This window comes from Aquitalea sp. LB_tupeE (genome assembly GCF_013391415.1).
In the GTDB taxonomy this organism is placed as follows: Bacteria; Pseudomonadota; Gammaproteobacteria; order Burkholderiales; family Chromobacteriaceae; genus Aquitalea.
This window is the reverse complement of the sequence record NZ_JACAXB010000020.1, coordinates 54077-80030: the sequence shown is the minus strand read 5'-3', so window position 1 is coordinate 80030 and position 25954 is coordinate 54077. Positions and strand designations below refer to the sequence as shown.

Annotated in this window: 22 protein-coding genes; 9 read left to right on the top strand and 13 right to left on the bottom strand. The window is 58.1% G+C overall.

Annotated elements, in window-relative coordinates; translation table 11 throughout:
• Positions 1–61: 61 nt before the first annotated feature.
• Positions 62–1165 carry a tartrate dehydrogenase gene (locus HWX34_RS11715; protein WP_178972406.1) on the bottom strand — a complete coding sequence of 368 codons (1104 nt, stop codon included), beginning with the start codon at positions 1163–1165 and terminating at the stop codon, positions 62–64.
• Positions 1166–1275: 110 nt separating this feature from the next.
• Between HWX34_RS11715 and HWX34_RS11710 the strand changes: the two genes are divergently transcribed.
• Positions 1276–2181, top strand: a complete 906-nt coding sequence (locus HWX34_RS11710) for a LysR family transcriptional regulator (RefSeq protein ID WP_178972405.1) — start codon at positions 1276–1278, stop codon at positions 2179–2181.
• A 31-nt stretch (positions 2182–2212) separates the two neighbouring features.
• Here the strand turns inward: HWX34_RS11710 and HWX34_RS11705 are convergent, their stop codons facing one another.
• From HWX34_RS11705 to HWX34_RS11695, 3 genes are all read right to left on the bottom strand, one after another.
• The gene (locus HWX34_RS11705) at positions 2213–2422 is read right to left on the bottom strand and encodes a hypothetical protein (protein ID WP_178972404.1); all 210 of its coding nucleotides are present in this window, start codon (positions 2420–2422) and stop codon (positions 2213–2215) included.
• Between the two features lie 65 nt (positions 2423–2487).
• A complete protein-coding gene (hemB, locus tag HWX34_RS11700) occupies positions 2488–3492 on the bottom strand; it encodes a porphobilinogen synthase (protein ID WP_178972403.1) in 1005 nt (334 codons plus the stop codon).
• Complete coding sequence (locus HWX34_RS11695; RefSeq protein ID WP_178972402.1) at positions 3489–3680, bottom strand: hypothetical protein; 192 nt, start codon at positions 3678–3680, stop codon at positions 3489–3491. The genes hemB and HWX34_RS11695 overlap by 4 nt, the downstream gene beginning before the upstream one ends.
• Before the next feature lie 419 nt (positions 3681–4099).
• Here HWX34_RS11695 and HWX34_RS11690 point away from each other — a divergent pair, with 419 nt between their 5' ends.
• Positions 4100–5185: a porin gene (locus tag HWX34_RS11690; protein WP_178972401.1), complete on the top strand. Its 1086-nt coding sequence runs from the start codon at positions 4100–4102 to the stop codon at positions 5183–5185.
• Between the two features lie 144 nt (positions 5186–5329).
• On the opposite strand, the gene dnaJ is transcribed toward HWX34_RS11690, so the two are convergent.
• The 3 genes from dnaJ to grpE all read right to left on the bottom strand — a co-directional run bounded on the left by dnaJ (position 5330) and on the right by grpE (position 9183).
• Positions 5330–6454 (bottom strand): molecular chaperone DnaJ, encoded by a 1125-nt coding sequence (gene dnaJ / locus HWX34_RS11685; RefSeq protein ID WP_178972400.1) that lies wholly within the window; start codon positions 6452–6454, stop codon positions 5330–5332.
• A 130-nt stretch (positions 6455–6584) separates the two neighbouring features.
• The gene (gene dnaK / locus HWX34_RS11680) at positions 6585–8504 is read right to left on the bottom strand and encodes a molecular chaperone DnaK (protein ID WP_178972399.1); all 1920 of its coding nucleotides are present in this window, start codon (positions 8502–8504) and stop codon (positions 6585–6587) included.
• A 133-nt stretch (positions 8505–8637) separates the two neighbouring features.
• Positions 8638–9183: a nucleotide exchange factor GrpE gene (gene grpE, locus HWX34_RS11675; protein WP_178972398.1), complete on the bottom strand. Its 546-nt coding sequence runs from the start codon at positions 9181–9183 to the stop codon at positions 8638–8640.
• A 454-nt stretch (positions 9184–9637) separates the two neighbouring features.
• Here grpE and aceA point away from each other — a divergent pair, with 454 nt between their 5' ends.
• Together aceA and HWX34_RS11665 are read left to right on the top strand one after the other, a co-directional pair.
• Complete coding sequence (aceA, locus tag HWX34_RS11670; protein ID WP_045847570.1) at positions 9638–10936, top strand: isocitrate lyase; 1299 nt, start codon at positions 9638–9640, stop codon at positions 10934–10936.
• Positions 10937–11161: 225 nt separating this feature from the next.
• A complete protein-coding gene (locus HWX34_RS11665) occupies positions 11162–11716 on the top strand; it encodes a flavodoxin family protein (RefSeq protein ID WP_045847571.1) in 555 nt (184 codons plus the stop codon).
• A gap of 71 nt (positions 11717–11787) precedes the next feature.
• Here HWX34_RS11665 and HWX34_RS11660 read toward each other — a convergent pair whose 3' ends face one another.
• The 6 genes from HWX34_RS11660 to HWX34_RS11635 form a co-directional block, all read right to left on the bottom strand.
• Complete coding sequence (locus HWX34_RS11660) at positions 11788–13185, bottom strand: amino acid permease (RefSeq protein ID WP_304506138.1); 1398 nt, start codon at positions 13183–13185, stop codon at positions 11788–11790.
• A 557-nt stretch (positions 13186–13742) separates the two neighbouring features.
• Positions 13743–15068 carry a carbohydrate porin gene (locus HWX34_RS11655; RefSeq protein WP_178972397.1) on the bottom strand — a complete coding sequence of 442 codons (1326 nt, stop codon included), beginning with the start codon at positions 15066–15068 and terminating at the stop codon, positions 13743–13745.
• Positions 15069–15207: 139 nt separating this feature from the next.
• Complete coding sequence (treC, locus tag HWX34_RS11650) at positions 15208–16857, bottom strand: alpha,alpha-phosphotrehalase (protein ID WP_178972396.1); 1650 nt, start codon at positions 16855–16857, stop codon at positions 15208–15210.
• Positions 16850–18301 (bottom strand): PTS system trehalose-specific EIIBC component, encoded by a 1452-nt coding sequence (gene treP / locus HWX34_RS11645; RefSeq protein ID WP_178972395.1) that lies wholly within the window; start codon positions 18299–18301, stop codon positions 16850–16852. The genes treC and treP overlap by 8 nt, the downstream gene beginning before the upstream one ends.
• A gap of 249 nt (positions 18302–18550) precedes the next feature.
• Positions 18551–19255, bottom strand: a complete 705-nt coding sequence (gene treR / locus HWX34_RS11640; protein WP_178972394.1) for a trehalose operon repressor — start codon at positions 19253–19255, stop codon at positions 18551–18553.
• A 94-nt stretch (positions 19256–19349) separates the two neighbouring features.
• Positions 19350–20246 carry a LysR family transcriptional regulator gene (locus tag HWX34_RS11635; protein ID WP_178972393.1) on the bottom strand — a complete coding sequence of 299 codons (897 nt, stop codon included), beginning with the start codon at positions 20244–20246 and terminating at the stop codon, positions 19350–19352.
• A 149-nt stretch (positions 20247–20395) separates the two neighbouring features.
• On the opposite strand from HWX34_RS11635, the gene aceB reads away from it, so the two are divergent.
• The 5 genes from aceB to HWX34_RS11610 all read left to right on the top strand — a co-directional run bounded on the left by aceB (position 20396) and on the right by HWX34_RS11610 (position 25949).
• Positions 20396–21991 (top strand): malate synthase A, encoded by a 1596-nt coding sequence (aceB, locus tag HWX34_RS11630; RefSeq protein ID WP_178972392.1) that lies wholly within the window; start codon positions 20396–20398, stop codon positions 21989–21991.
• A 337-nt stretch (positions 21992–22328) separates the two neighbouring features.
• Positions 22329–23288 carry an ABC transporter substrate-binding protein gene (locus tag HWX34_RS11625; protein ID WP_178972391.1) on the top strand — a complete coding sequence of 320 codons (960 nt, stop codon included), beginning with the start codon at positions 22329–22331 and terminating at the stop codon, positions 23286–23288.
• 130 nt (positions 23289–23418) lie between these two features.
• Positions 23419–24321: an ABC transporter permease gene (locus tag HWX34_RS11620; RefSeq protein ID WP_178972390.1), complete on the top strand. Its 903-nt coding sequence runs from the start codon at positions 23419–23421 to the stop codon at positions 24319–24321.
• Positions 24318–25112 carry an ABC transporter ATP-binding protein gene (locus tag HWX34_RS11615; protein ID WP_178972389.1) on the top strand — a complete coding sequence of 265 codons (795 nt, stop codon included), beginning with the start codon at positions 24318–24320 and terminating at the stop codon, positions 25110–25112. Before HWX34_RS11620 ends, HWX34_RS11615 begins: the two co-directional genes overlap by 4 nt.
• A gap of 141 nt (positions 25113–25253) precedes the next feature.
• Positions 25254–25949, top strand: coding sequence for an SIMPL domain-containing protein (locus HWX34_RS11610; protein ID WP_178972388.1), 696 nt, complete (start codon positions 25254–25256; stop codon positions 25947–25949).
• Positions 25950–25954: the final 5 nt, after the last annotated feature.

Sequence of the window (25954 nt, the reverse complement as noted above, 5' to 3'; positions counted from 1 at the left end):
AAATTACGCCATCCGGCCTGCGTCGCCCCGACGGCTGATGGCCAGGCCAGTCTGTGCTGGATCAGGCTTGAATCGCCAATGGTGCGTATGTAACGGCGGCGGCAATGGCCAGCCCCAGCTCGGTCGTGCTGGCATGGCCACCCAGATCAGCCGTCAGCGGGCCGGCCAGCAACACGGATTCGATTGCCTGCATGATGGCATCGTGCGCAGCCCGGCAATTCCCCTGGCCGTGGCCGAGAAAGTCCAGCATCAGCGCAGCCGACCAGATCATGGCGATGGGATTGGCAATGTTTTTGCCGAAGATGTCCGGCGCGGAACCGTGCACCGGTTCAAACAGGGAGGGAAAGCGACGGTCGGGATTGAGATTGGCCGACGCAGCCAGGCCGATGGTGCCGGTACAGGCAGGCCCCAGATCGGACAGGATGTCGCCAAACAGATTGGACGCCACTACCACATCAAAACGTTCCGGCTGCAATACAAAGCGGGCGGCCAGAATATCCACATGCTGGCATTCCCATTGCACGTCGGGATAGTGCTGTGCCACTGCGGCCACGCGTTCATCCCAATAGGGCATGCTGATGGCGATACCGTTGGATTTGGTCGCGGCAGTCAGCTTTTTGCGTGGCCGGCTTTGAGCCAGGGAAAAAGCATGGTGCAGGATGCGGTCCACCCCATGCCGGGTGAAGATTGACTGCTGTAAGACCAGTTCCCGCTCGGTACCTTCGAACATGCGCCCACCCACGGCAGAGTACTCACCCTCGGTATTCTCCCGCACCACCACAAAGTCGATATCCCCCGGCTGGCGATTGGCCAGCGGACAGGGAACGCCAGGCAAAAGGCGTACCGGTCGCAAATTGACGTATTGGTCGAACTGGCGGCGGAATTTCAGCAAGGACCCCCACAGCGACACATGGTCGGGGACTTTGTCCGGCATGCCCACCGCCCCGAAATAAATGGCGTCAAAACCCTGCAAGATGGCAAACCAGTCGTCCGGCAACATCTGGCCGTGCTGCTGGTAATAGTCGCAGGATGCCCAGTCAAACTGCGTTACCGACAAATCAATATCAAAGCGGCGGGCTGCGGCTTCCAGCACACGCAAGCCTTCTGGCATTACCTCCTGGCCGATGCCATCTCCCGCAATGGCAGCAATGCTGTATGCCCTCATCTTGCTCTCCTTAGTTCTTTCGCCATCATCAGCTGCGACATCAAGCGCTAGCATGGCGGAAAAGCAAGCCGGGATAATGGGTCGTGCTGTGCATACAGAAGACACGAAACATGAAAGATTTGCTGCAGCTGGAAGATTTACGTGTTTTTTGCCTGGTGGTCCGTAAAGGTGGGTTTGCCGCAGCGGCAGAAGCCATGCCCGCCTCGCCAGCCTATGTGAGCAAACGCATTCGCGTGCTGGAACACAGCCTGGGTTGTCGGCTGCTCAATCGCACGACACGACGGATTGCCCTGACGGAACAAGGAGAACGCATTCACGACTGGGCCGAAAAGATACTGCAGGATGTGGAACAGATGAGTGTGGAAATCGGGGCTGCCCGGCAACAGCCACGTGGCATGATGCGCATCAGCAGCAGCTTCGGTTTTGGCAGGGTTCACCTGGCACCGGCGCTGGGTGAGCTGGCACGCCATTACCCGGAGCTGAGTATCCGTCTGGAACTGGCCGACTGTCTGATCGACCTGGCACAGGAAGGCATTGATCTGGACATCCGGGTAGGCAACGAAATTGCCCCGCAACTACTGGCCCGCAAACTGGTGGATAACCGTCGCATCCTGTGTGCCGCGCCCGACTACCTGTCGCGGCACGGCACGCCGACCAGACTGGAAGCACTGAATCAGCACAATTGTCTGGTCATCAAGGAAAGGGATCATCCCTTCGGAGTATGGCGGCTGACCGGCCCACAGGGTGAACACTGTATCCGGGTGAATGGCGCCCTGGCTGCCAACCACGGAGAAGTGGTTCACCAATGGGCCTTGCAAGGCCACGGCATCATGTTGCGCTCGCTATGGGACGTAGCCGGCGAACTGGAACGGGGAGAATTGGTGCAGGTTTTGCCCGACTATTACCTGCAGGCAGATATCTGGGCGGTGTATCCGGAAAAGCTGGCCAGCTCTGCCAAGCTGCGGGTCTGTGTGGAATTCTTCCAGCAGTATTTCAGGTCAGGCAAGCTGGCCTGACACGGCCAGCCATGCTGCAAGTGCAGCACCACTACTTGGGCTTGCGCAAGCTTGCCGGGGTATGCCCGGCAGGGTTGTCCGCGTCTTGCTCCTCGTCATCATCCGCATAGGGCTGGGGTTTGACGCCGGGCAAATCAACCGGCGGCGGAGCCTTGGACAGACGGGCCAGCGAACCGATGGTGGACATCACCAGGGCGACGATGACGAACAACCAGAACCAGGTGGAGTGCAGAATATCCATGGCCATTTCCTTCAGGAATCATCTTGCCACCACCCGGCAGTTAAGCGGCTGGTGGCAAGCCAAGGTCAGCCGCGACGCAGCACACGCGCTGCATCCAGCGCAAAGTAAGTCAGAATGCCATCGGCCCCTGCACGCTTGAAGGCCATCAGGCTTTCCATCATGCACTTTTCCTCGTTCAGCCAGCCATTCTGGAAGGCAGCCTTCAACATGGCGTATTCACCAGATACCTGATAAGCGTAGGTTGGCACGCGGAAGGTGTCTTTCACGCGGCGAATCACGTCCAGATAAGGCATGCCTGGCTTGATCATCACCATGTCAGCGCCCTCTTCCAGATCCATCGCCACTTCCTGGATGGCTTCGTCCAGATTGGCCGGGTCCATCTGGTAGTTGTACTTGTCAGCCTTGCCCAGATTGCCCGCGGAACCAACAGCATCACGGAATGGGCCGTAGAAAGCAGAAGCATACTTGGCCGAGTAGGCCAGGATCTTGGTGTGGATGAAACCGGCTTCTTCAAACGCATCGCGCAGGGCGCCGATACGACCGTCCATCATGTCAGACGGGCCAAACACATCCACACCGGCTTCGGCGTGGCACAGCCCCTGACGAATCAGCACTTCGGTGGTTTCATCGTTCAAGACATAGCCGCTGTCATCAATCAGGCCATCCTGACCATGCACGGTGTACGGGTCCAGCGCACCGTCGGTCATGACGCCCAGTTCGGGAAAGCGCTGCTTGAGCGCGCGCACCACGGTAGGCACCAGACCATCCGGGTTGTAGGCCTCCTGCGCCGCATTGTCTTTGCCGGTTTCAATCACCGGAAACAGCGACAACATGGGAATGCCCAGTTCTACTGCCTGTTCGGCGGTATACAACAGCTTGTCCAGACTTTGCCGTACCACCCCCGGCATCGACGCCACAGCCTGTTCACGGTTATCACCTTCCAGTACGAACACCGGATAGATCAGATCATTAGTGGTGAGCACATTCTCGCGCATCAGGCGACGGGAAAAATCATCCTTGCGCATGCGACGCATGCGGGTGGCCGGGAAATAACGGTTGGCAAAAATCATGGTGTTTCCATCACAAGGGACAATGGCAATGTGCGGAATTGTACCCCTGTTGCCATGAACTGGGAGCGCCATTCGCCATTTTGCCGCCAGCACCAACATGCATTCGGCCAAGACATGCGCCACAGCCAGATTTCAGCCAGCATCACCATCACCCCAGAAAAGACATGTATAAAAATCATATCAGTCATTCTAGAGACTCATGACAAGCCGCAATATTTGTTGTGCAAAAGCTGCATTTTTCATGAAAAAACTGCCTTATTTGCCAAAATACAACAGCAAAAAACCAGGATGAAACAGCTGTTTCAATACTGGATCAACGATTGGAAACAAATATTTTCTGCCAGATGAAACTTCATTGAATATTTACAACAATATGATTTTAAAAGACTTTTACACAAAAAAACATTTAAAAACACAGTAGAAAGAGTTAATTCAGGCAGGAACAAACAGCTGCTTTGTTAATAAATGTTCGTTGACGCCCCCTCAGCCGTTTCGCACACTCAGCCCCGTCGGTGCAATCAAGTTTTTACATGGCTTGACCAGAACCGCAGCCAGCCTGCCAACAGATCAGGCGGACACAGAAATTACTAATAAAGGATTTAGAGGAATGAAAAAACTCGTACTCGCTGCCGCTATTGCTGCAGCCATGCCGGTATTGGCCCATGCTGACGTCACCATCTACGGTTCCATCCGTGCTGGCCTGGACAGCATGAAGAGCACCGACACCAGCTTCAAGTCGAGCACCGGTGTTGATGACTTTGGTAGCCGTATCGGCTTCAAGGGTAACGAAGACCTGGGCAATGGCCTGAAAGCCATCTGGCAGGTTGAAACCGGCCTGAACGTGGATGGCGTTGCTACCACCGGCACCGGTTCGGGCACCTTCGCCAACCGCACCAGCTTTGTTGGTGTGGAAGGCAACTTCGGTAAGGTTCGTCTGGGCTACATCGACGATGTACTGGCCGAAACCGAGTCCACTGACAACCTGTACGGCCCGCGTCGTGATGCCAACACCGGCATCGCCTTCCCGCTGTACGAAGGTACGGATGTATTCGGTGCCTACGGTGATGGCCGTGTGAAAAACGGCGTACGCTATGACAGCCCGGACCTGAACGGCTTCAATGCCATTGTTCAGGTAGGCTCCGGTGAAGCTCAAGTTTCCGGTGGCAAGAAGACCGGCAACACCCTCGGCACCCGTCTGGCCTACGCCAATTCTGGCTTCTTTGGTGCTTACGCCTACATGGCCAAGTACAACACCGTTAACGATCACAACAGCGGTATTCACCGTGTTGAATTCGGTTACGACGCCAACAATCTGTACCTGGCTGCCACCCTGCAACACAGCACCCTGTGGGGCGATGCGTCCACCATCTCCAACTTCTCCAGCTTCGGTATCGCCAACACCGGTGCCAACAAGCTGACCAGCAATGTCTGGGCCGTGAACGCAGCGTATACCCTGGGCGCATTCAAGCCCTCTTTCGTTTACTCCAAGCGCAGCAATGGCAAGGTTGACGGCCAGTCGCAAGACTGGGGTGCCACCCAGTGGGCTGCCGCTCTGGACTACAGCCTGAGCAAGCGCACCATGGTGGAAGCCGGTTATGGTCAAGTGAAGGAAAACAAGGGTGCCCAGTCTGCACTGGGTTGGGCACAGGACAAGGCGTCCATTACCTGGGTAATGCTGAAGCACAATTTCTAAGCACTGCCCACTGGCTGGTTCCTTTGAAGAAAGTCATTTGCCACCGCACTGCCGCGGTGGCTTTTTTCATTGCCGCCGCGTGCTGGTGAGCCAATGAAAAACGGAGCCCGCAGGCTCCGTCTGTGTTTACATCCCTGGCAGCACTTATTCGAAGAAATCGCGCAGCTTGTCCATGAAGGATTTGGAACGTGGGTTATGGGTGGCCACATCGCCCTGGCTGATGGCGTCAAATTCGCGCAGCAGCTCTTTCTGACGCTCGGTCAGCTTGACCGGGGTTTCCACCACCACATGGCAGTGCAGATCGCCATAATCAGTACCACGCACCGCCTTTACGCCCTTGCCGCGCAAACGGTATACCCGGCCGCTTTGCGTTTCGGCGGCAATCTTCACCTTGGCCATGCCATCGAGCGTGGGAATCTCGATTTCGCCGCCCAGCGCTGCCGTGGCAAAGGAAATCGGCATTTCGCAATGCAGGTCCATGCCATCGCGCTGGAATACGGCGTGCTGCTTGATGTGGGTCACCACATACAAATCACCCGACGGGCCGCCATTCTGACCAGGCTCGCCTTCGCCAGACAGGCGGATGCGGTCGCCCTCGTCCACGCCAGCCGGAATCTTCACGTTCAGCGTCTTGTTGGTCTTTTTCTGACCAGCACCATGGCAGCTGGTGCAAGGGTCGGTAATCTGCTTGCCGCTGCCATGGCAGGTCGGGCAGGTTTGCTGGATGGAGAAGAAACCCTGGCTCATGCGCACCTGACCATGCCCACCGCAGGTGGAGCAGGTCTTGGGCTGGGTGCCCGGTTTGGCACCGGTGCCATGGCACACTTCGCAATCTTCATGCGAAGGAATGCGGATTTGCTTTTCGCAGCCGCGCGCCGCTTCTTCCAGCGTGATGTCCAGGTTGTAACGCAGGTCAGCGCCACGATACACATTGGAACGGCCACCAGCGCCACCACGGCCACCGCCGAAGATGTCGCTGAAAATATCGGCAAAATCGCCAAAACCACCAAAGCCGGCACCACCACCGCCTGCACCGGCCTGCGGGTCTACCCCGGCATGGCCAAACTGGTCGTAAGCGCCACGCTTCTGGCTGTCAGAGAGGATTTCATAGGCCTCTTTGACTTCCTTGAACTTTTCTTCTGCTTCCTTGCTGTCCGGATTTCGGTCCGGGTGATACTTCATCGCCAGCTTGCGGTAAGCCTTTTTGATGTCGTCCTCGGTAGCGTCGCGATTGACGCCGAGCACATCATAAAAATCTCTTTTGGACATGGTGTTTCACTCTCTGGCCGCGACCACCCGGTCCGGCAGGCAATGATCTTCTTAACACGGCAAAGGCACAGAGGCCGGTGGAGCAGTCTCCGCCATTCCCTGTGCCTCGTTCAATCAGCAAGCTTGCGGCTTACTTCTTGTCTTTCACTTCTTCGAACTCGGCATCCACCACATCGCCTTCGTCCTTGGCTTTGCCGGCATCGGCAGCGCCCTGACCCGCTTCAGCCTGCTGAGCCTGAGCGTACATGATTTCGCCCAGTTTCTGGCTGGCCTTGGCCAGTTCTTCGGTCTTGGCTTCGATGACAGCCTTGTCTTCGCTCTTCACCACCTCTTCAGCGGCTTTGACAGCGTCTTCGATCTTGGCCTTTTCAGCGGCGTCGATCTTGTCGCCATGCTCGGACAGGGACTTCTTCACGCTGTGGATCAGGCCTTCAGCCTGGTTACGCGCGGTCACCAGTTCGTGCAGCTTCTTGTCTTCCTCGGCGTTGGCTTCGGCATCCTTCACCATGCGCTGGATTTCTTCTTCGGACAGACCGGAAGAAGCCTGGATGGTGATGTTGGCCTGCTTGCCACTGGCCTTGTCCTTGGCCGATACGTGCAGGATACCGTTGGCGTCGATGTTGAATTCCACTTCGATCTGCGGAATGCCACGCGGTGCCGGCGGAATGTCACCCAGGTTGAACTGACCCAGGCTCTTGTTGGCCGCAGCCTTTTCACGCTCGCCTTGCAGCACGTGAATAGTCACCGCAGTCTGGTTGTCATCCGCAGTAGAGAAGGTTTGCGATGCCTTGGTCGGAATGGTGGTGTTCTTCTGGATCAGCTTGGTCATCACGCCACCCAGGGTTTCAATACCCAGCGACAGCGGAGTCACGTCCAGCAGCAGCACGTCCTTGCGATCGCCGGACAGCACCGAACCCTGAATCGCAGCACCAACGGCCACTGCTTCGTCCGGGTTCACGTCCTTGCGCGGTTCCTTGCCAAAGAATTCCTTCACCGCATCCTGTACCTTCGGCATACGGGTTTGGCCGCCAACCAGAATCACGTCGGTGATGTCGGCCAGAGATACACCAGCATCCTTCAGCGCAACGCGGCACGGCTCGATAGAGCGGGTGATCAGGTCGTCAACCAGGCTTTCGAACTTGGCGCGGGTAATCTTCATGGCCAGGTGCTTGGGACCGGTGGCATCCATGGTGATGTACGGCAGGTTCACTTCGGTCTGAGTGGCGCTGGACAGCTCGATCTTGGCCTTTTCAGCAGCTTCCTTCAGACGTTGCAGTGCCATTACATCGTTCTTCAGGTTGACGCCCTGTTCGCGCTGGAACTCGGTCACGATGTAGTCGATCAGGCGTTGGTCGAAGTCTTCACCGCCCAGGAAGGTATCACCGTTGGTGGACAGCACTTCGAACTGGTGCTCACCGTCAACGTCGGCGATTTCGATGATGGACACGTCGAACGTACCGCCACCCAGGTCGTATACGGCAATCTTGCGGTCACCTTCCTGCTTGGCCAGACCAAAGGCCAGGGCAGCAGCGGTCGGCTCGTTGATGATGCGCTTTACTTCCAGACCGGCGATACGGCCGGCATCCTTGGTGGCCTGACGCTGACTGTCGTTAAAGTAGGCCGGCACGGTAATTACCGCCTCGGTCACTTCTTCACCCAGGTAGTCTTCGGCAGCCTTCTTCATCTTGCGCAGCACTTCTGCGGAGATTTGCGGCGGAGCCAGTTCCTGGTCACGTACTTTCACCCAGGCATCGCCATTGGGTGCCTTCATGATCTGGAAGGGCATCAGGTCGATGTCTTTTTGCACTTCCTTGTCTTCGAAGCGGCGGCCGATCAGGCGCTTGGCTGCGTACAGGGTGTTCTTCGGGTTGGTGACGGCCTGACGCTTGGCCGGTGCACCCACCAGGATTTCACCATCTTCCATGTAAGCAATGATGGAAGGCGTGGTACGTGCGCCTTCGGCGTTTTCAATCACTTTCGGGTTGCCACCTTCAACAACGGCTACGCAGGAGTTGGTCGTACCCAGGTCAATACCAATGATTTTGCCCATCTTTTATTCCTTTATATCTGAATTCGTTGCGACTACGGCCAGCAAGCTGATAGCCGAGGCCTGTTGCGTTCATAGGTATTGGCTATGTGGTCTTTTTCAAGAGCCGGCCAAGAACCTTTTTATGAATCTCGTGTCAGCCTTTGGCCTTGGCCACGATCACCATGGCCGGACGCAGCGTGCGCTCAGCCAGTTGATAACCTTTTTGCAGCACCCGTAACACCGTATTGGCTTCCGCGTCGGATTCTTCCGCACTCATCGCCTGGTGTTGATGCGGGTCCAGCTTGTCGCCCACGGCCGGGCTGATTTCCTTGATTTGTGCCTTGTCAAAGGCAGCCACCAGCTGCTTGAGTGTCATGTCCACGCCCATTTTCAGGGTGTCGATCTGACCGCTTTGGTCCAGCAGTGCCATTTCAAGGTAATCCTTGACCGGCACCAGCTCCTGGGCAAACTTGTTGATGGCGTATTTCTGGGTGTTCAGCAGTTCTTCGGCATTGCGCCGGCGCTGGTTTTCCTGATCTGCACGGCTGCGCAGCAGTTGATCCTGCAGATCGGCCACCTGGGCTTCCAGTTCGGCAATGCGCTGTTCCACGGTTTGTTCTGCTTGCTGTTCGCTGGCAGCGGCGTTGTTCACGTTGTCAACGACGGCTTCGTTGCTCGTGTTGTTCTGGTTTTCCTGCATGGCAAGACCTCAAAAAAGTCGGCTTTTAACAATGTCCCGACGTCAGATAAGGTCTATCCCGAGGAATTCAAGTCCTTTGTCTTGCCCCACGGTAACAACGCCTGTTACCGGGCCTCACCGCACTGCGCGTTTTCGGACTTTTCTTTTCGCAACTGCAACAAAACCCGCCCTAATTTGGCTTCATTTTTAGCCATGAATTGTTGACATCTGAACATCGCTTTTTTTCGGTGTTGCACCGCACACAAAGCATTTTTTTTGTGCATATAATGGGCTCACACATGCTAAGTGACCCACCCGGAAAGCCGTCAGCCACGGGGATCCGGTGGTCATAAGGGGCAATGGACATAAACCGTTGTCAACAAAATCAGTCCGGAAAAACCGGAATGTCATTTGGCCAGAGGACTGCCGGAATTTACCGGCTCTGCAGAGAAAACTATTCGAGAAGGGTTTGAACATGACTACTCGCGAACAACGTATCGCCGCCATTCAACATGACTGGGACACCAACCCGCGCTGGAAAGGTATCAAGCGTGGTTATACCGCTGCCGACGTAGAACGTCTGCGTGGTTCGGTGCAAGTGGAACACACCCTGGCCCGCCAAGGCGCCGAGAAACTGTGGAACCTGGTCAACAACGAACCCTATATCAACTGTCTGGGCGCGCTGACCGGTGGTCAGGCCATGCAGCAGGTGAAAGCCGGTATCAAGGCCATCTACCTGTCCGGCTGGCAAGTGGCTGCTGACAACAACGAATACTCCGCCATGTACCCGGACCAGTCCCTGTACCCGGTGGACTCCGTGCCGAAGGTGGTAGAGCGCATCAACAATGCCTTCACCCGCGCCGATGAAATCCAGCACTCCAAGGGCGTTGAAAAAGGCCAGCCTGGCTTTGTTGACTACTACGCGCCCATCGTGGCTGATGCCGAAGCCGGTTTCGGCGGCGTGCTCAACGCCTACGAACTGATGAAGGCCATGATCCGTGCTGGTGCCGGTGGCGTTCACTTCGAAGACCAGCTGGCCTCCGTGAAGAAGTGTGGCCACATGGGTGGCAAGGTACTGGTTCCGACCCAGGAAGCCATCCAGAAGCTGATCGCTGCTCGTATGGCTGCTGACGTGTACGGCGTGCCGACTCTGGTGATTGCCCGTACCGATGCAGAAGCTGCGGACCTGATCACCAGCGACTACGATGCCAACGACAAGCCCTTCCTGACTGGCGAGCGCACTGCCGAAGGCTTCTACAAGACCAAGAAGGGGCTGGAACAAGCCATCAGCCGCGCCGTGGCCTACGCTGACTACGCCGACCTGGTATGGTGCGAAACCGGCACCCCGGACCTGGAATTTGCCCGCAAGTTCGCCGAAGCCGTTCACGCCAAGCATCCGGGCAAACTGCTGGCCTACAACTGCTCGCCGTCCTTCAACTGGAAGAAGAACCTGGACGATGCCACCATCGCCAAGTTCCAGCGCGAACTGGGTGCCATGGGCTACAAATACCAGTTCATCACTTTGGCTGGTATCCACAACATGTGGTACAACATGTACGACCTGGCACAAGACTACGTTGCCCGCGGCATGTCGGCTTATGTTGAGAAGGTACAAGAGCCGGAATTCGCAGCGCGCGAACGTGGCTATACCTTCGTATCGCACCAGCAGGAAGTGGGTACCGGCTACTTCGACGACATCACCACGGTGATTCAAGGCGGCCAGTCCAGCGTGACCGCGCTGACCGGCTCCACCGAAGAAGAGCAGTTCCACTAAGCCAGGACAAGAGCTGCATGCCAGCTCTGTCCTCCACGCCCGCCAGCCTTGCGCTCGCGGGCGTTTTGCTTTCCTGCAGCCATTTATTAAATCTGGCTAAACAATCAATTCATCAAAAGCGACTAGTCCTGACACGAACAATCACTATACTGGACGCTGCTATTCTTTATGGTGCGCCGGTAACGGCACACATCTCCCGCTTCATCTCCAGCAAAGGGATTCTCCATGACCAAGGTTGTCGTTGTTTATCATTCCGGCTACGGCCATACCCAACGTGTTGCCCAGCAAGTGGCTGCCGGTGCGAATGCCGAGCTTGTTGCCATCGACGCCGAAGGCAATGTGCCGGACAGCGCCTGGGACCAGTTGGCCGCTGCCGACGCCATCATCTTTGGCGCGCCCACTTATATGGGCAGCCCGAGCTGGCAGTTCAAGAAATTTGCCGATGCCACTTCCAAGGCCTGGTTCACCCGCGCCTGGCAAGACAAGGTATTCGGCGGCTTCACCAACAGTGCCAGCCTGAACGGCGACAAGCAGGTTGCCCTGATCACCCTGCAAACCCTGGCTAGCCAGCATGGTGGCATCTGGGTGAGCCTGGGCCTGCTGCCAAGCAATACCAAGGCGGCACAACGCACCGACATCAATAATCTGGGTGGCTCGGTTGGCCTCCTGGTGCAGTCCCCGGCCGATGCCAGCGTGGATGAAATCCCACAGGGTGACCTGGACACGGCCAAGCAATACGGCGCACGCGTCGCTGCCATCGCCGCCAAGCTGCGCGGCTGATTCAGCCAGTTAGAGATGTAAAAAAGCCACCTCGTGAGGTGGCTTTTTTATTGGCAACCAGCAAAGCGGAATCAGGGCTGCTTGTGCAAGTGGGAGTTCTTGCGCGAGTAACCGAAGTACACCACCAGACCAATCACCAGCCATACCACGAAGCACAGCCAGGTCAGCATGGACAGCTGCGCCATCAGGAACACGCAGAAGATGACGGCCAGTGCCGGTACATAAGGCACGCCCGGGCACAGGAATTTGCGCGGCAGATTGGGCTCGGTCTTGCGCAGCTTGATGATGGCAATGGCAATCAGCGAGAAGGCAGCCAGCGTACCGATGTTCACCAGTTCGGCCAGGGTATGCAGCGGAATGAAACCGGCAATCAGCGCAATGATGGTGCCGATCAGCCAGGTCGCCTTGTACGGCGTGCCGTATTTCGGGTTCACTTCGGAGAAAATCTTCGGCAGCAAACCGTCGCGGCTCATGGCAAACAGGATGCGGGTCTGGCCGTAGGTCATCACCAGAATCACGGTCAGCATGCCCAGAATGGCACCCAGATCGACAAAACCGGCAAACCAGTCCAGCTTGGCCACTTGCAGGGCCAAGGATACCGGGTGGTCGATACCGGCAAAATGCGCGTAAGGCACGATGCCGGTCATGATGGCCGACACGATGACGTACAGGATGGAGCAGATGGCCAGCGACCAGATTACCCCCTTGGGGATATCACGCGCCGGGTCTTTCACCTCTTCGGCCGCGCAAGTCACAGCGTCAAAACCCAGGAAGCTGAAGAACACAATGGCCGCGCCATGGAACACGCCATTCATGCCATAAGGCAGAGCCGGGCTCCAGTTGGCCGGTTTGACATGCCAAACGCCAATGGCGATGAACATCAGCACCACGGCCACCTTGATCAACACCACGATATTGTTGACTCGCTTGGATTCCTTGATACCAAAAGCCAGCAAGGCCGTAATCAGCATGGCGATGGTGAAAGCAGGCAGGTTGAACAAGGTATCCTTGCCCGGAACCGCACCAGCCGCAGCCGTCAGCGCATCAGGCAAGTGAATGCCAAAACCGCCCAGCAAGCTCTGGAAATAGCCGGACCAGCCCACTGATACGGCAGAAGATGCCAGCAGGTATTCCAGCATCAGATCCCAGCCAATGATCCAGGCTACCAGTTCGCCCAGCGTGGCGTATGCATAGGTATACGTCGAGCCGGAAATCGGCAGCATCGCGGCGAATTCTGCGTAGCACAACGCAGCAAAGCCGCAGGCAAACGCGCCAATGATGAAAGACAACACCAGGCCCGGGCCTGCCACCGTGGCACCGGTACCGGTCAGCACGAAAATGCCGGTACCGATGATGGCACCAATCCCCAGCATGGTCAGGTCGAAAGCCGTCAGTTCCTTGCGGAGCCCTTTTGCAGTCTGGGCAAATTCCAGCATGCCCTGAACGCTCTTTTTGCGCATCAAACTCATGTTCAGACTATCCTGTGTGCGCCGGTGCCGTCGCCATGTTTGGGCAAGGGGACAACCGGCCTTAGATGATCATACTCAGCCCGTCCGCCGCTGCCCTGTCTGCTGCCGGTTCGTGACCGACAACTCAACGCAGAGCACTGCCGCGGAAAACGCGCGATCTTACAGCATCATGAGAACAGTTCAAGCAGGAAATACCCGCAAAGTGTATCCATTATTCATTATGCGCATGCAGGAACAGCATGATTGACTGCGAGAAAGCTCATGCCAAACCAGTTACGCCATGAAATGTCATGAATCAGGCAGAATCTGACTGAAAATGGCCAGAAAATGGCAAACAGATGTCTTTTTGCCACAAACTGACCTGCGGCAAGCTTTTGCTTGCCGCAGAGCTGTCCGGCAACAGACTAGGCCATCCTCCGCGAAAACGCTGCTGTACGGACAGTCCGATGCGGCCCTCTCCGCCATCCGGCCAACAGCTGTAAGGCAGACAGCCCGCAGAACAAGCAGTGCCACTGGCAAAGTGGACAGACCCGTTCAGATAGCAGGTGCAGCTTTTGTTACCACCATGCCTCGATTTGCGCGCCGTAGGTGGTGGCACGAGTACGACCGCCTACGCCAAAGCTGGAGAGATTCGCGGCCGCCGCGGCGTTGTTCCAGTTGAAATGACTGACATACAAACGGAACTCCGGCCGGCTCCAAAAGGCAGTGTCCGGCGAGAACGCCACTGCAAGCGTGACCTTGTCCAGCCGCTGGGTGTCGGCGTTGTCGACCTTGCGACCGGTTACCGCGCCTTCGGCCAACAGTTTCACATTGGCCGCCACGCCGTAAGACAGACGCCCACCCAAGGAGAAATCCTTGTAATGCGGCGCATTGTCCGGCGCCACACTCTGATAGCCCGCCAGCGCCTGCCCACCAAAACGGCCAAGCTGCCAGTTGATCACTTCGGCGATGCGATGTTGCCGCGCGCCGGCCTGGGCTGCACCGTTGTTGTCGAGGTTATAAAACTCACCAGACAGGGAGGCGTGTCCGTCCGAAGTTTGCAGGAACAGCGAGTTGTTCAGACCCTTGACCAAAAAATCCTGCTGCTTGTGCAGCAGGCCCCAGGCACTGCCTGCCTTGCCGATGGCGAAGTCGCCGCTGATCACGCCGCCAGTGAGGGTAAGCGTGCCACCCGGATTGAGCGGAATACCCGTCAGCTGGAAATTGACGCGGCGGGCGTTGTTGAGCTGGGCATTGTCATTTCCATAGCTGCCGGATGTGGAAGCCGACAGATTCAGGCGAGCGTTCTGGCCCAGATGAATGCCATCCACCCCTGCGCCATAGTTGTCGCCGTCCTGCATCAGCCAGTTGTCCACAATGTGGATGTCCTGGATGCGGTGATAGCGCTGACCGGCCCAGAAGGTAAGTTCCGGGGCGAAATCCAGCCCGGACAGATAGGCATACAACTGGGCGGCGCTGGTTTTGCTGCTGCTGCCGCTATCGCCGATCACCGGGTTGTAACTGTAGAAAGTGGGCATGACGTACACGCCCCAACTGGCACCGCCGCTGGTAGTCCATTTTTTGCCGATGCCGAATTCACCGTAGGTGTCGCCTTCGTTGCCAAGGCGAAAATGCTGCAAATCCCCGCCCAGCTGGTATTGCGCGCGCGGCTCGTCCTTGCCGCCGCCATAAAAGCCGCTGCGCAGATAGCCTTCGAACTGGAAGCCCGAGTCATCCAGTGCCTTCTTCATGGCTTCCGCCAGTTGGGCGGCGGAGGCGCTGGCCAGCGGACTGGCGGCAGGCGCGGGCGCAGAGCCCGGTGCGACGGCGTCTTCGGCCAAGGTATAAGCGGAGGCGGCGGTAAAGCCGAGCGCCAGCGACAGGGCGATGAGGTGTTGTTTCATTCTTGTCTCCTGAGTAGTAGCTGCCTGCAACGCGGACATGACTATCCCCCCGGCGCCGCACTGGACGGCGGTCCGCGATGTCAGGACGAACGCCGGCCTGCCGGACAAGACCGGCACGGCAAGCGTCAGAGGGGGAAAATCAGGGCGGTGTCAGCCGGTACAACAGCGAATGCCAGGGCCGCAGTTGCCATTGCCAGCCGACTGCCGGTGCCGGGTAATTGCTCAACAGCAATTCGGCTTGCCAGCCCTCCGGAATCACCCCCTCCGGCAGCCGGTAGCTTTGCGCTTCGGCTCCGAAATGGCTGATCACCAGCAACATTTCTGCGGCGCTTCGCCGGGTATACACCCACAGGCTGGGGTGTTCCGGCGTCAGGCAGTGGTAGTCGCCATCAGCCAGTACCCGGTATTGCTTGCGCAGGGCAATCAAGCGCCGGTAGTGGTGCAGGACCGAATCCGGGTCGGCCAGGGCAGAGGCCACATTGATGTAGCCAGCATCATCGGCCAGCCGCAACCAGGGCTGGGTCTGGCTGAAGCCGGCAAACCGGCTGCTGTCCCATTGCATGGGCGTGCGGCTGTTATCACGTGATTTCTGGCGGATCACCGCCATCGCCTGTGTGCGATCCAGCCCGCTGGCCAGCAGCTGCTGGTAGGCATTGAGGCTTTCCACATCGCGCAGCTCTTCAATGTGCTGGAATGCAGGGTTGGCCATGGCGATTTCCTCGCCCTGATAGAGATAAGGCGTGCCTTGCAAGCCATGCAGGGCGGTGGCCAGCATTTTGGCTGAAACCTGCCGGTACTGGCCTTCATCACCAAAGCGCGATACCACACGCGGCTGATCATGGTTGCACCAGAACAAAGCGTTCCAGCCACCACCGGCATGCATGCCTTGCTGCCAGTCCGACATGATGCGTTTGAGGCCGACAAAATCGAAACGGCCCAGCTGCCACTTCTTCCCCTGCGGGTAATCGACTTTCAGGTGATGAAAATTGAAGGTCATCGACAACTCACGCCGCTCCGGGCGCGAATAATCGATGCAGTGCGCCAGCGAGGTGGATGACATCTCGCCTACGGTCAGCAGTTCGCGCCCGGCAAAGACTTCACGGTGCATCTGCTGCAGGTATTCGTGCACGCGCGGGCCATCGGTATAAAAATGGCGGCCATCGCTGTCATCTTCGGAAAAAGCCGGGTCTTTCGAGATCAGGTTGATCACGTCCAGCCGGAAACCTGCCACCCCCTTGTCAGCCCAAAAACGCATCATCTCGAACACCGCCTGGCGCAACTGCGGGTTTTCCCAGTTCAGGTCGGCCTGGGTCTGATCGAACAGATGCAGATAATACTGGCCGCTTTCCGGCTCGAAAGCCCAGGCCGAGCCACCAAACTTGGACTGCCAGTTATTGGGCTGGTCGCGCCAGATATAGAAGTCGCGGTAGAAATTGTCGCGCCCCTTCAGCGCCTGACGAAACCAGGCGTGCTCGGTCGAGGTATGGTTGACCACGATGTCCAGCATGATGCCGATGCCACGCCGCCGCGCCTCCGCCAGCAGCAGCTCGAAATCAGCCATGCTGCCGTAGGCCGGATCAATGCGGTAATAATCGCTGACATCGTAGCCATTGTCCTTTTGCGGCGAGCAATAAAACGGCGTCAGCCATAGATAATCCACACCCAGCCAGGCCAGGTAGTCCAGCCGGTCGACCACCCCCAGCAGATCGCCGGTAGCCTGCTGGCGATGGCTGCTGAAACTCTTGGGATAAATCTGGTAGACCACGGCCTGCTTCATGTTCTCAGGCATGCTGTGCTACCTCATCCCCGGCCATGACAGCATGCCGGCGCGCCAGCAGCAGAGTAAGGGTGATCGGGACGATGATCGCCACCAGTGTTCCCAGCAAAAACAGTGGAATGAATGTGGGAATGATGGAAATAAATGCCGGCAGGCCGCCTACCCCGATGGCTGCCGCCCGGACATGGCCCAGGGTAATCAGCACAGCAGCGCAGGCCGAACCGGTCAGCCCGGCATAAAAGGGCAGCTTGTAGCGCAGGTTCACCCCGAACATGGCCGGCTCGGTGATGCCAAAGAAGGCCGAGATGGCCGAAGTGGAAGCCATGCTCTTGTCGCGTGGCGACTTGAGCAGCCAGAACATGGCCAGCGCCGCACTACCCTGCGCGATATTGGACAGCGCAATCATCGGCCAGATGAAGGTGCCGCCCTGGTTGGCAATCAGCTGCAGGTCTACCGCGATAAACATGTGATGCATGCCGGTCAGCACCAGCGGGGCATACAGCGCGCCAAACAGTAAAGCGCCCATCCATGGTGCCAGATTGAACACATAGACCAGCGCATCGGTAATGGCGATACCCAGATGGCGCGTCAGCGGGCCGATCACTGCCAGCGCCAGCAGGCCGCTGATCACAATGGTCACGATGGGAATCACCAGCAGCTGGATGGCGTTGGGCACGCGCGGACGCAGCCACAGCTCGATACGACTCATTACCCAGCTGGCGGCGAGAATCGGCAGAATCTGCCCCTGGTAGCCCACTTTTTCGATATGCAGGCCAAATACATCAAAATACGGCACGGATGCACCGTCCAGCCCGGCAGCGGCCTTGCCGTAGCTCCAGGCATTGAGCAAATCCGGATGTACCAGCAGCAAGCCCAGCACGATGCCAAGGATCTCACTGCCGCCAAAGCGCTTGGCTGCCGACCACCCCACCAGCGCCGGCAAGAACACAAAGGAAGTGTTGGCCATCATATTGATCAGCCCCCATACCCCGTCCAGGCCGGGATAGGCCTGCAGCAGGGTTTTATCCGCGATGAACATGCCACGGGCACCCAGCAGGTTGTTCAGGCCCATCAGCAAGCCAGCCACGATAATGGCCGGCAGAATCGGCATGAACACATCGGAAAACACCTTCACCAGCTGTTGCAGCCGGCTCTGCTTGTGATCACCACTGGACTTCACTTGCGCGACCGTGGCGGTGGCGATCCCCGCCTGAGCCACCAGTTCGGCATAAACCCGGTCAACATCACCGGCACCTATCACGATTTGAAATACCCCGGCATTGCTGAAACAGCCCTTGACCAGTTCGACCTGGCGTATGGCATCGACCTGCACCAGGCTGTCGTGACGCAGGGCAATGCGCAGCCGGGTCAGGCAGTGGGCAGCCTGCTGGATATTGCCAGCCCCGCCGATGGCAGCAAGCAGTTGAGTGGCAATTGCTGAATAGTTCTGGCTCATTTTGTCTCCGTCCTGTTTGGCAGACCGGGCAGGCCCGTACTGACGCTTGCCTGGTCTGATGGTTTATCAGTCACCATGACGGCATTAAACTCGTACATACGAGTTCTTGCAATACTCGTATGTACGAGTTGTCAATTTAGTGGACAGCGCTGCGGCCAAAGCGCAACACGGCTGCGGCAATAACAAGGGCCCGGCCTGGATCAACCAGTACCGGGCCCAAAATTGCTAGCAAAATCACTCTAAAAAACGCTAACGTCTGGCAATGTCGGTAAAGTAGAACTTATCCAGCCGATGACGCGACTCGGTGTACTCAAACAGCCGGCCATCGTAGAGATGAGTCAGGTTCTTCACCACGATGACGTGGTCCATGCCATTGAGATCCAGGTACTGGCGGTCATCGTCATTACAGGGCTGGGCCTCGATGATGCGCTGGGCATAACTGATGGTCAGCCCCAGCTGCTGTTCGATGTAGTGATAAATGGAGCCTGCCGCCACTCCGGCATCCAAGCCGGGAACCAGCTCGGCCACGAAATGATTGATGTCGACAATGACATTTTCGCCATCGATATTGCGCACCCGCTTGATCTTGACCAGCGGCGTCGCTTCCGCCAGCCCCATCTGCCGGGCCAGCGCCGCATCAGCCAGCACCTGTTCCAGAGCGGCCACCTGCGACACGACCTGCCGCCCCATGCGGTCGTTCATTTCCTGAAAGCTGACAATGCCGCTCAGCTGGAATTCGATATTGCCCGGCTTGAGCACATACACGCCCTTGCCATGGATTTTCTGCACATAGCCGCGCTCCTGCAGCATGTCCACCGCTTTGCGCACCGTGCCGCGGCTGGCCTGGTACTGGCTCATCAGCTCGGTTTCCGAAGGAATGCGCTCCCCCTGGCCAAAACGCTGATTATCAATATCGGCAACAATGTCGGAATAAATCTGGTTGTACTTGTTCACAGGCTTTCACTCGGCCATTGGCCGGGACTCGCGTCCCGGATGAGAAACGCTACCTTACAAGACTGCCCGACGCCGGTCCACCTGCGCCCATGACTCAGTCCCAGTAACCAGCAGCGGTGTAGATCTGTCGCAGATGCTCGATGAAATGCCGCACGCGCGCCGGCAGGAAGCGGCGCTGCGGCACCACGGCATACACCGGGTAGTCTGGTGAAGCAAACTGGTCCAGCACCGTCACCAGCCGCCCTTCGGACAAGTCATCCTTGACCTCCCACAAGGAACGCCAGGCCAGTCCCAAGCCCTGCAAGGCCCAGTCATGCAGCACCGCACCGTCATTGCATTCCTGGCGGCCTGATACTCGCAAATTGATCAGTTCGCCATCCCGTTCAAAGCTCCAGCCGCGACTTTGGCTTTCGCCCAGCGACAGGCAGTTGTGCTGCGCCAGCTCTTCCAGCGTATGTGGAATGCCATGCCGCGCCAGATAGGCAGGTGACGCCACCACCACCCGGCGGTTTTCTGCCAGCCGCATGGCAACCAGCGAAGAGTCGGCCAGGTCAGAAATGCGAATCGCACAGTCAATGCGTTCGCGCTGCAAATCAATCAGCCGGTCCGACAGATCCAGCGTCACACGGATATCCGGGTGCGCCAGCTGGAAGGCCGCAATATGTGGTGCCACATGGCGTCGGCCAAACCCGGCCGGGGCGGATACCCGCAGATGGCCGCGCGCCCGGCCGCTGCCAGAGGCTACCGCCGCCTCCGCCTCGGACAGCTCGGACAGAATGCGCTGGCAATCTTCAAAAAATGCCGCACCTTCCTGGGTCAGGGTCACGCTGCGTGTGGTGCGCACCAGCAGCTTGACCCCCAAGCGCTCCTCCAGTGCATCCAGCCGGCGGCCTATCATGGCCGGCACCACGCCTTGCTGGCGTGCGGCGGCGGACAGACTGCCATGATTGACTACGGCAACAAAGGTTTCCAGCTGTTTGAGTTCACTCATTGCCTACTTAAAAGTAAAAGATGTTATGCCTATTTATGCATTTTTTTTTACTGTTTGGCTAGATACACTGCTTACATCGCATTGCAGCATTTTGTTGATCAAAGGCAGCGGTTCTGCCGTATAAACGCATTTACTTCAGGAGCAAGCACATGGCTATCACCCTTCCGCAAGGCGTGGAAATCCTCGCCCCGCTGACCCCGGCGTTTGAAGAAATCCTCACCACCGAAGCACTGTCTTTTGTTGCCAAACTGCACCGCCAGTTTGAAGCACGTCGCCGCGAGCTGATTGCGGCCCGCGTGGTACGTCAGGCCGAACTGGATGCCGGCAAACTGCCGGACTTCCTGCCGGAAACCGCTGCCATCCGCGCCGGCGACTGGAAAATTGCCCCGCTGCCACAAGACCTGCTGGACCGCCGCGTGGAAATCACCGGGCCGGTTGACCGCAAGATGATGATCAATGCACTGAATTCCGGTGCCAAGAGCTTCATGGCCGACTTCGAGGACTCCAACTGTCCGAGCTGGGAAAACCAGATCAGCGGCCAGATCAACGTCCGTGATGCCTATCGCAAGACCATTTCCTTTGCCAATCCGGATGGCAAGCAATACAAGCTGAACGACACCATTGCCACCCTGATCCTGCGTCCACGCGGCTGGCACCTGATGGAAAAGCACGTCACCGTGGATGGTGAAATCGTCTCCGGCGCGCTGTTCGACTTCGCCCTGTCCTTCTTCCACAATATTGCCTACCTGCAAACCGTGGGCAGCGCCACCTATTACTACCTGCCGAAGATGGAAGGCCATCTGGAAGCACGCCTGTGGAACGATGTGTTCGTGTTTGCCCAGAACGAACTGGGTATCCCGCAAGGCACCATCAAGGCCACGGTACTGATCGAAACCATCCTCGCCGCCTTCGAGATGGACGAAATCCTGTATGAGCTGCGCGAACACAGCTCGGGCCTGAACGCCGGTCGCTGGGACTACATTTTCAGCTGCATCAAGAAGTTCAAGCAGAACCGCGACTTCTGCCTGGCCAACCGTGCGCAGATCACCATGACCGTACCCTTCATGCGTGCCTATGCCCTGCTGCTGCTGAAAACCTGCCACCAGCGCAATGCACCGGCCATCGGCGGCATGGCCGCGCTGATTCCGATCAAGAACGATCCGGTCGCCAACGAAAAGGCGCTGGGTGGTGTGAAGGCCGACAAGGACCGCGATGCCACCGACGGCTACGACGGCGGCTGGGTGGCCCACCCGGGCCTGGTGCCGATTGCCAACGAAGCCTTCAGCCGTGTGCTGGGTGATGCCCCCAACCAGATTGCCAAGCAGCGTCCGGATGTGAATGTCACCGCTGCCGACCTGTTGAACTTCCAACCGGAAGCGCCGATCACCGAAGCTGGCCTGTCCATGAACATCAATGTGGGCATCCAGTATCTGGGCTCCTGGATTTCCGGCAACGGCTGCGTACCGATTCACAACCTGATGGAAGATGCTGCCACCGCGGAAATCTCCCGCTCGCAGATCTGGCAATGGATCCGCAGCCCCAAGGGCGTGCTGGAAGATGGCCGCAAGGTAACGGTGGAACTGTTCCGCGAACTGCAAGCGGCTGAAGTAGCCAAACTCAAGGCGGAATACGGCAATCGCTGGACCAAACAGTACGAAGACGCAGCCCGTATGTTCGACCATCTGACCACCTCGGATGACTTTGTCGAATTCCTCACTCTGCCGGGTTACGACTACATCGACTAAAAACAGGGAACAAAATAGGGCACCGTCCCTGAGGCAAGACACGCTGACGCAGACTGTACATCGCGTACGGCAAGGAGGCGTAACGCAGCAGCAGGGATTGTGCAGGCTCTGAACGATCGATCCAATGGTTGGCAATTTGCCAGCTTACACTCATGTGGCCCGTGATCCGGGCCGCTTTTTTTTCGCCTGTCTGGCGATCGGGCAACTTCCTGTCTCCAATATCCAATCTCAGCCATTTTATTGCGCAGCGCAATAAGAAAAATCTTTAGCATTGGAATAAAATTGCGCGAAATATTCATTTTCCAAAAAAATCTATCCTGACTCACAAGGAATTGTCATGTCCCTACGCCATCGCCAACTGCTGGCTGCCGCTGCAGCCGTGCTCTCCCTGTCTGCTTCCGCTGCCGAACTCAAGTCGGTTGCCATCACGGCCATTGTCGATCACCCGGCGCTGGATGCCGCCCGCAAAGGAGTGACTGACGAACTGAAAGCCGAGGGTTTTGGTGAGGACAAGGTCAAGGTCCAGTATCAAAGCGCCCAAGGCAACCCGGCTACTGCCGGCCAGATCGCCCGCAAGTTTGTCGGCGACAAACCTGACGTCGCCGTCGCCATTGCCACGCCGTCGGCACAGGCACTGGTTGCCGCCAGCAAAACCCTGCCCATCGTGTTCACCGCTGTCACCGACCCGGTGGCTGCCAAGCTGGTCAGCAGCTGGAAACCCAGTGGCACCAATGTAACCGGCGTTTCCGACATGCTGCCGCTGGGTCCGCAGGTAGACCTGATCCTGAAGGTGAAACCGGGTGCCAAGCGCATCGGCATGGTGTTCAGCCCGGGTGAAGTCAACTCCACCATCGTGGTGAAGGAACTGAAAGCAGAACTGGCCAAGCGCGGCATGAGCCTGGTGGAAGCCCCGGCACCGCGTACCGTGGATGTGGCCCCGGCCGCCAAGAGCCTGATCGGCAAGGTTGACGCCATCTACAGCAGCACCGACAACAATGTGGTGTCCACCTATGAATCGCTGGTGGCCGTAGCCAATCAGGCCAAACTGCCGCTGATTGCCTCCGATACCGACTCGGTAAAGCGCGGTGCCATCGCCGCACTGGGCATGAACTACTACGATATGGGCCGTCAGACCGGCAAGATCGTGGTTCGCATCCTGAAGGGTGAAAAGCCGGGTGCCATTGCGCCGGAAGTAGGCAGCAAGCTGAGCCTGACCGTAAACCCGTCTGCCGCCATGAAGCAAGGTGCACCGCTGTCCGCCGCCCTGCTGAAAGAAGCGCAGAACACCGTCAAGTAAGCGCTTACCAGCCTGACTGCCCGGATGGTTTCACCACCATCCGGGCTTTTTCCGTCTCAACAGCCCGGCCTCACCCAGGCCAGGCTTGCCGGCCACTACCCTGACAAGCCGGCATGTCACAGAGGTGTTCATGTCCCTGATTTCAATGATGGGCGCGCTGGAAATCGGCCTTATCTTTGCCCTAGTCGCGCTGGGCGTGCTGATTTCCTTCCGCCTGCTCAACTTTCCCGACCTTACCGCCGACGGCAGTTTCCCGCTGGGCGGCGCGGTGGCTGCCGTGCTGATTGCCGGTGGCCATGACCCGTGGCTGGCTTGCGGCCTCGCTGCCATTGCCGGTGCTGCTGCAGGATGGCTCACCGCCTGGCTCAATGTGCGTCTGGGCATCCTGCAATTGCTGGCCAGTATTCTGGTAATGATTGCGCTGTATTCCATCAACCTGCGCATCATGGGTGCACCCAATATCGCGCTGATCGGCCTGCCTACCGTATTCACCCCCTTCATCAGCACGGTCAATGACAACGGCTGGCTGATTCAACCTGCCGTACTGGCAGTGGTTGTGGTAATCGCCAAGCTGTTACTGGATGCCTTCTTCGCTTCCGAAACCGGCCTCGCGCTACGCGCCACCGGTGCCAACCCGCGCATGGCACGGGCCCAGGGCATTTCCACCGACCGCATGACCCTGGCCGGCATGGCCCTGTCCAATGCGCTGATTGCACTGGCCGGTGCGCTCTACGTGCAAACCCAGGGCGGTGCCGACATTTCCATGGGCATCGGCACCATCGTGGTTGGCCTGGCGGCCGTCATCATCGGCGAAACCCTGTTGCCGCCGCGCACACTCTGGCTGGTGACACTGGCCACCGTGCTGGGCGCACTGCTGTACCGTCTGCTGATCGCCCTGGCGCTGAATGCCGACTTCATCGGCCTGCAAGCGCAAGACCTGAACCTGATTACCGCCGTGCTGGTGGGCCTGGCGCTGGTACTGCCCAAAATCAAGGGCAAGCTGCGCAACAAGCAAGGAGGGAAAACCGCATGATGCGCGCCGACAATCTGTTTAAGACATTCAACCCCGGCACCCCACTGGAAAACCCGGTGCTGCGCGGCCTGTCACTCACTATTGAGTCTGGCCAGTTCGTCACCGTGATCGGCAGCAATGGTGCTGGTAAATCCACCTTCCTGAATGCCATCAGCGGCGACATCAGCCCGGATAGCGGCAGCCTGTCCATTGATGGCCAAGACGTGACGCGTCAGTCCGCCTGGCAGCGTGCCGCACTGGTGGCCCGCGTGTTTCAGGACCCGCTGGCCGGTACCTGTGAAGGCCTCACCATTGAAGAAAACCTGGCACTGGCCATGCAGCGCGGCCAGGGACGCGGCCTGTCGCGCGCAGTGAAGGCCAGTTATCGCGAAGCCTTCCGCGACAAGCTGTCCACACTCAAGCTGGGTCTGGAAAACCGCCTGGGCGACCGCATGGGCCTGCTCTCCGGTGGTCAGCGCCAGGCCGTCAGCTTGCTGATGGCATCCTTGCAGCCTTCCCGCCTGCTGCTGCTGGATGAACACACCGCCGCGCTCGACCCCAAAACCGCGGCCTTCGTGCTGGAGCTGACTGACCGCATCGTAACCGAGAACAAGCTGACCGCCCTGATGGTGACTCACTCCATGCGTCAGGCACTGGACCATGGCCATCGCACCGTCATGCTGCACCAAGGCCGCGTGGTATTGGATGTCAGCGGCGACAGCCGCAGCCGCATGGATGTGCCCGATCTGTTGGCCATGTTCGAACAGACGCGCGGCGAAAAGCTGGACGACGACGCGCTGTTATTGGGCTGAGTCCTCATCCTGCACGCCGGTTGATGTCCATCGACCGGCGTGAGCCAGCCGCGCTCAGTAGTCATTCCCCGGCCAGATATGCGAACCTTCTACACCAGCCCCACTCCAAAGCCTGTTTTGCTTATTCTTGCAGGAGCCCGAATGAAGACCACGCTTATCCACCCCCTGATGGCAGCGAGCCTGCTCATCACGCCGGCCCTGGCCAAGGCGGCTGATGGCATCGAACTACGCTTGTCAGGCTCTGCCCAGCAAGAAGTCGCCAACGACCAGCTACAAGCCACACTCTACCTGCAGGAAAAAAGCGATCAGCCTGCCTCGCTGGCCAATCGCCTGAACAAGGGCATTACCCAAGGTATGGCACTGGGCAAGAAATATCCCCAGGTGGAGGTCAGTAGTGGTAGCTACAACAGCTGGCCCAGCTACGACAAGAACGGCAAGATACAAGGCTGGCAAGGCCGCGCGGAAATCCGCCTGAAAAGCCGGGACATGACTCAGGCTGCCGAGCTGGTGGCACAGTTACAGAAAACCATGCTGCTGGAAGGCGTGCAGTTCACTGTATCTGACGCTGCCCGTCGCGCAGCAGAAAAAGCCATGATTCCGGCTGCATTGGCCGAAATGCAGTCACAAGCCAATATCACGGCGCAGACCCTGGGCAAAAGCCGCATCACCATCAAGGAGCTGGAGTTTGGCAATGCAGCACCTGCCTTCCGCCCTCCCATGCTGATGCGTGCAGCGGCAGCCCCGATGGCCAAGGAAGCGGACGTTGCCCAGCCCGACTGGCAACCCGGCCAAAGCCAGTTGCAGCTCACCATCAATGGCAAGATTGAGCTCAACTAACCCTT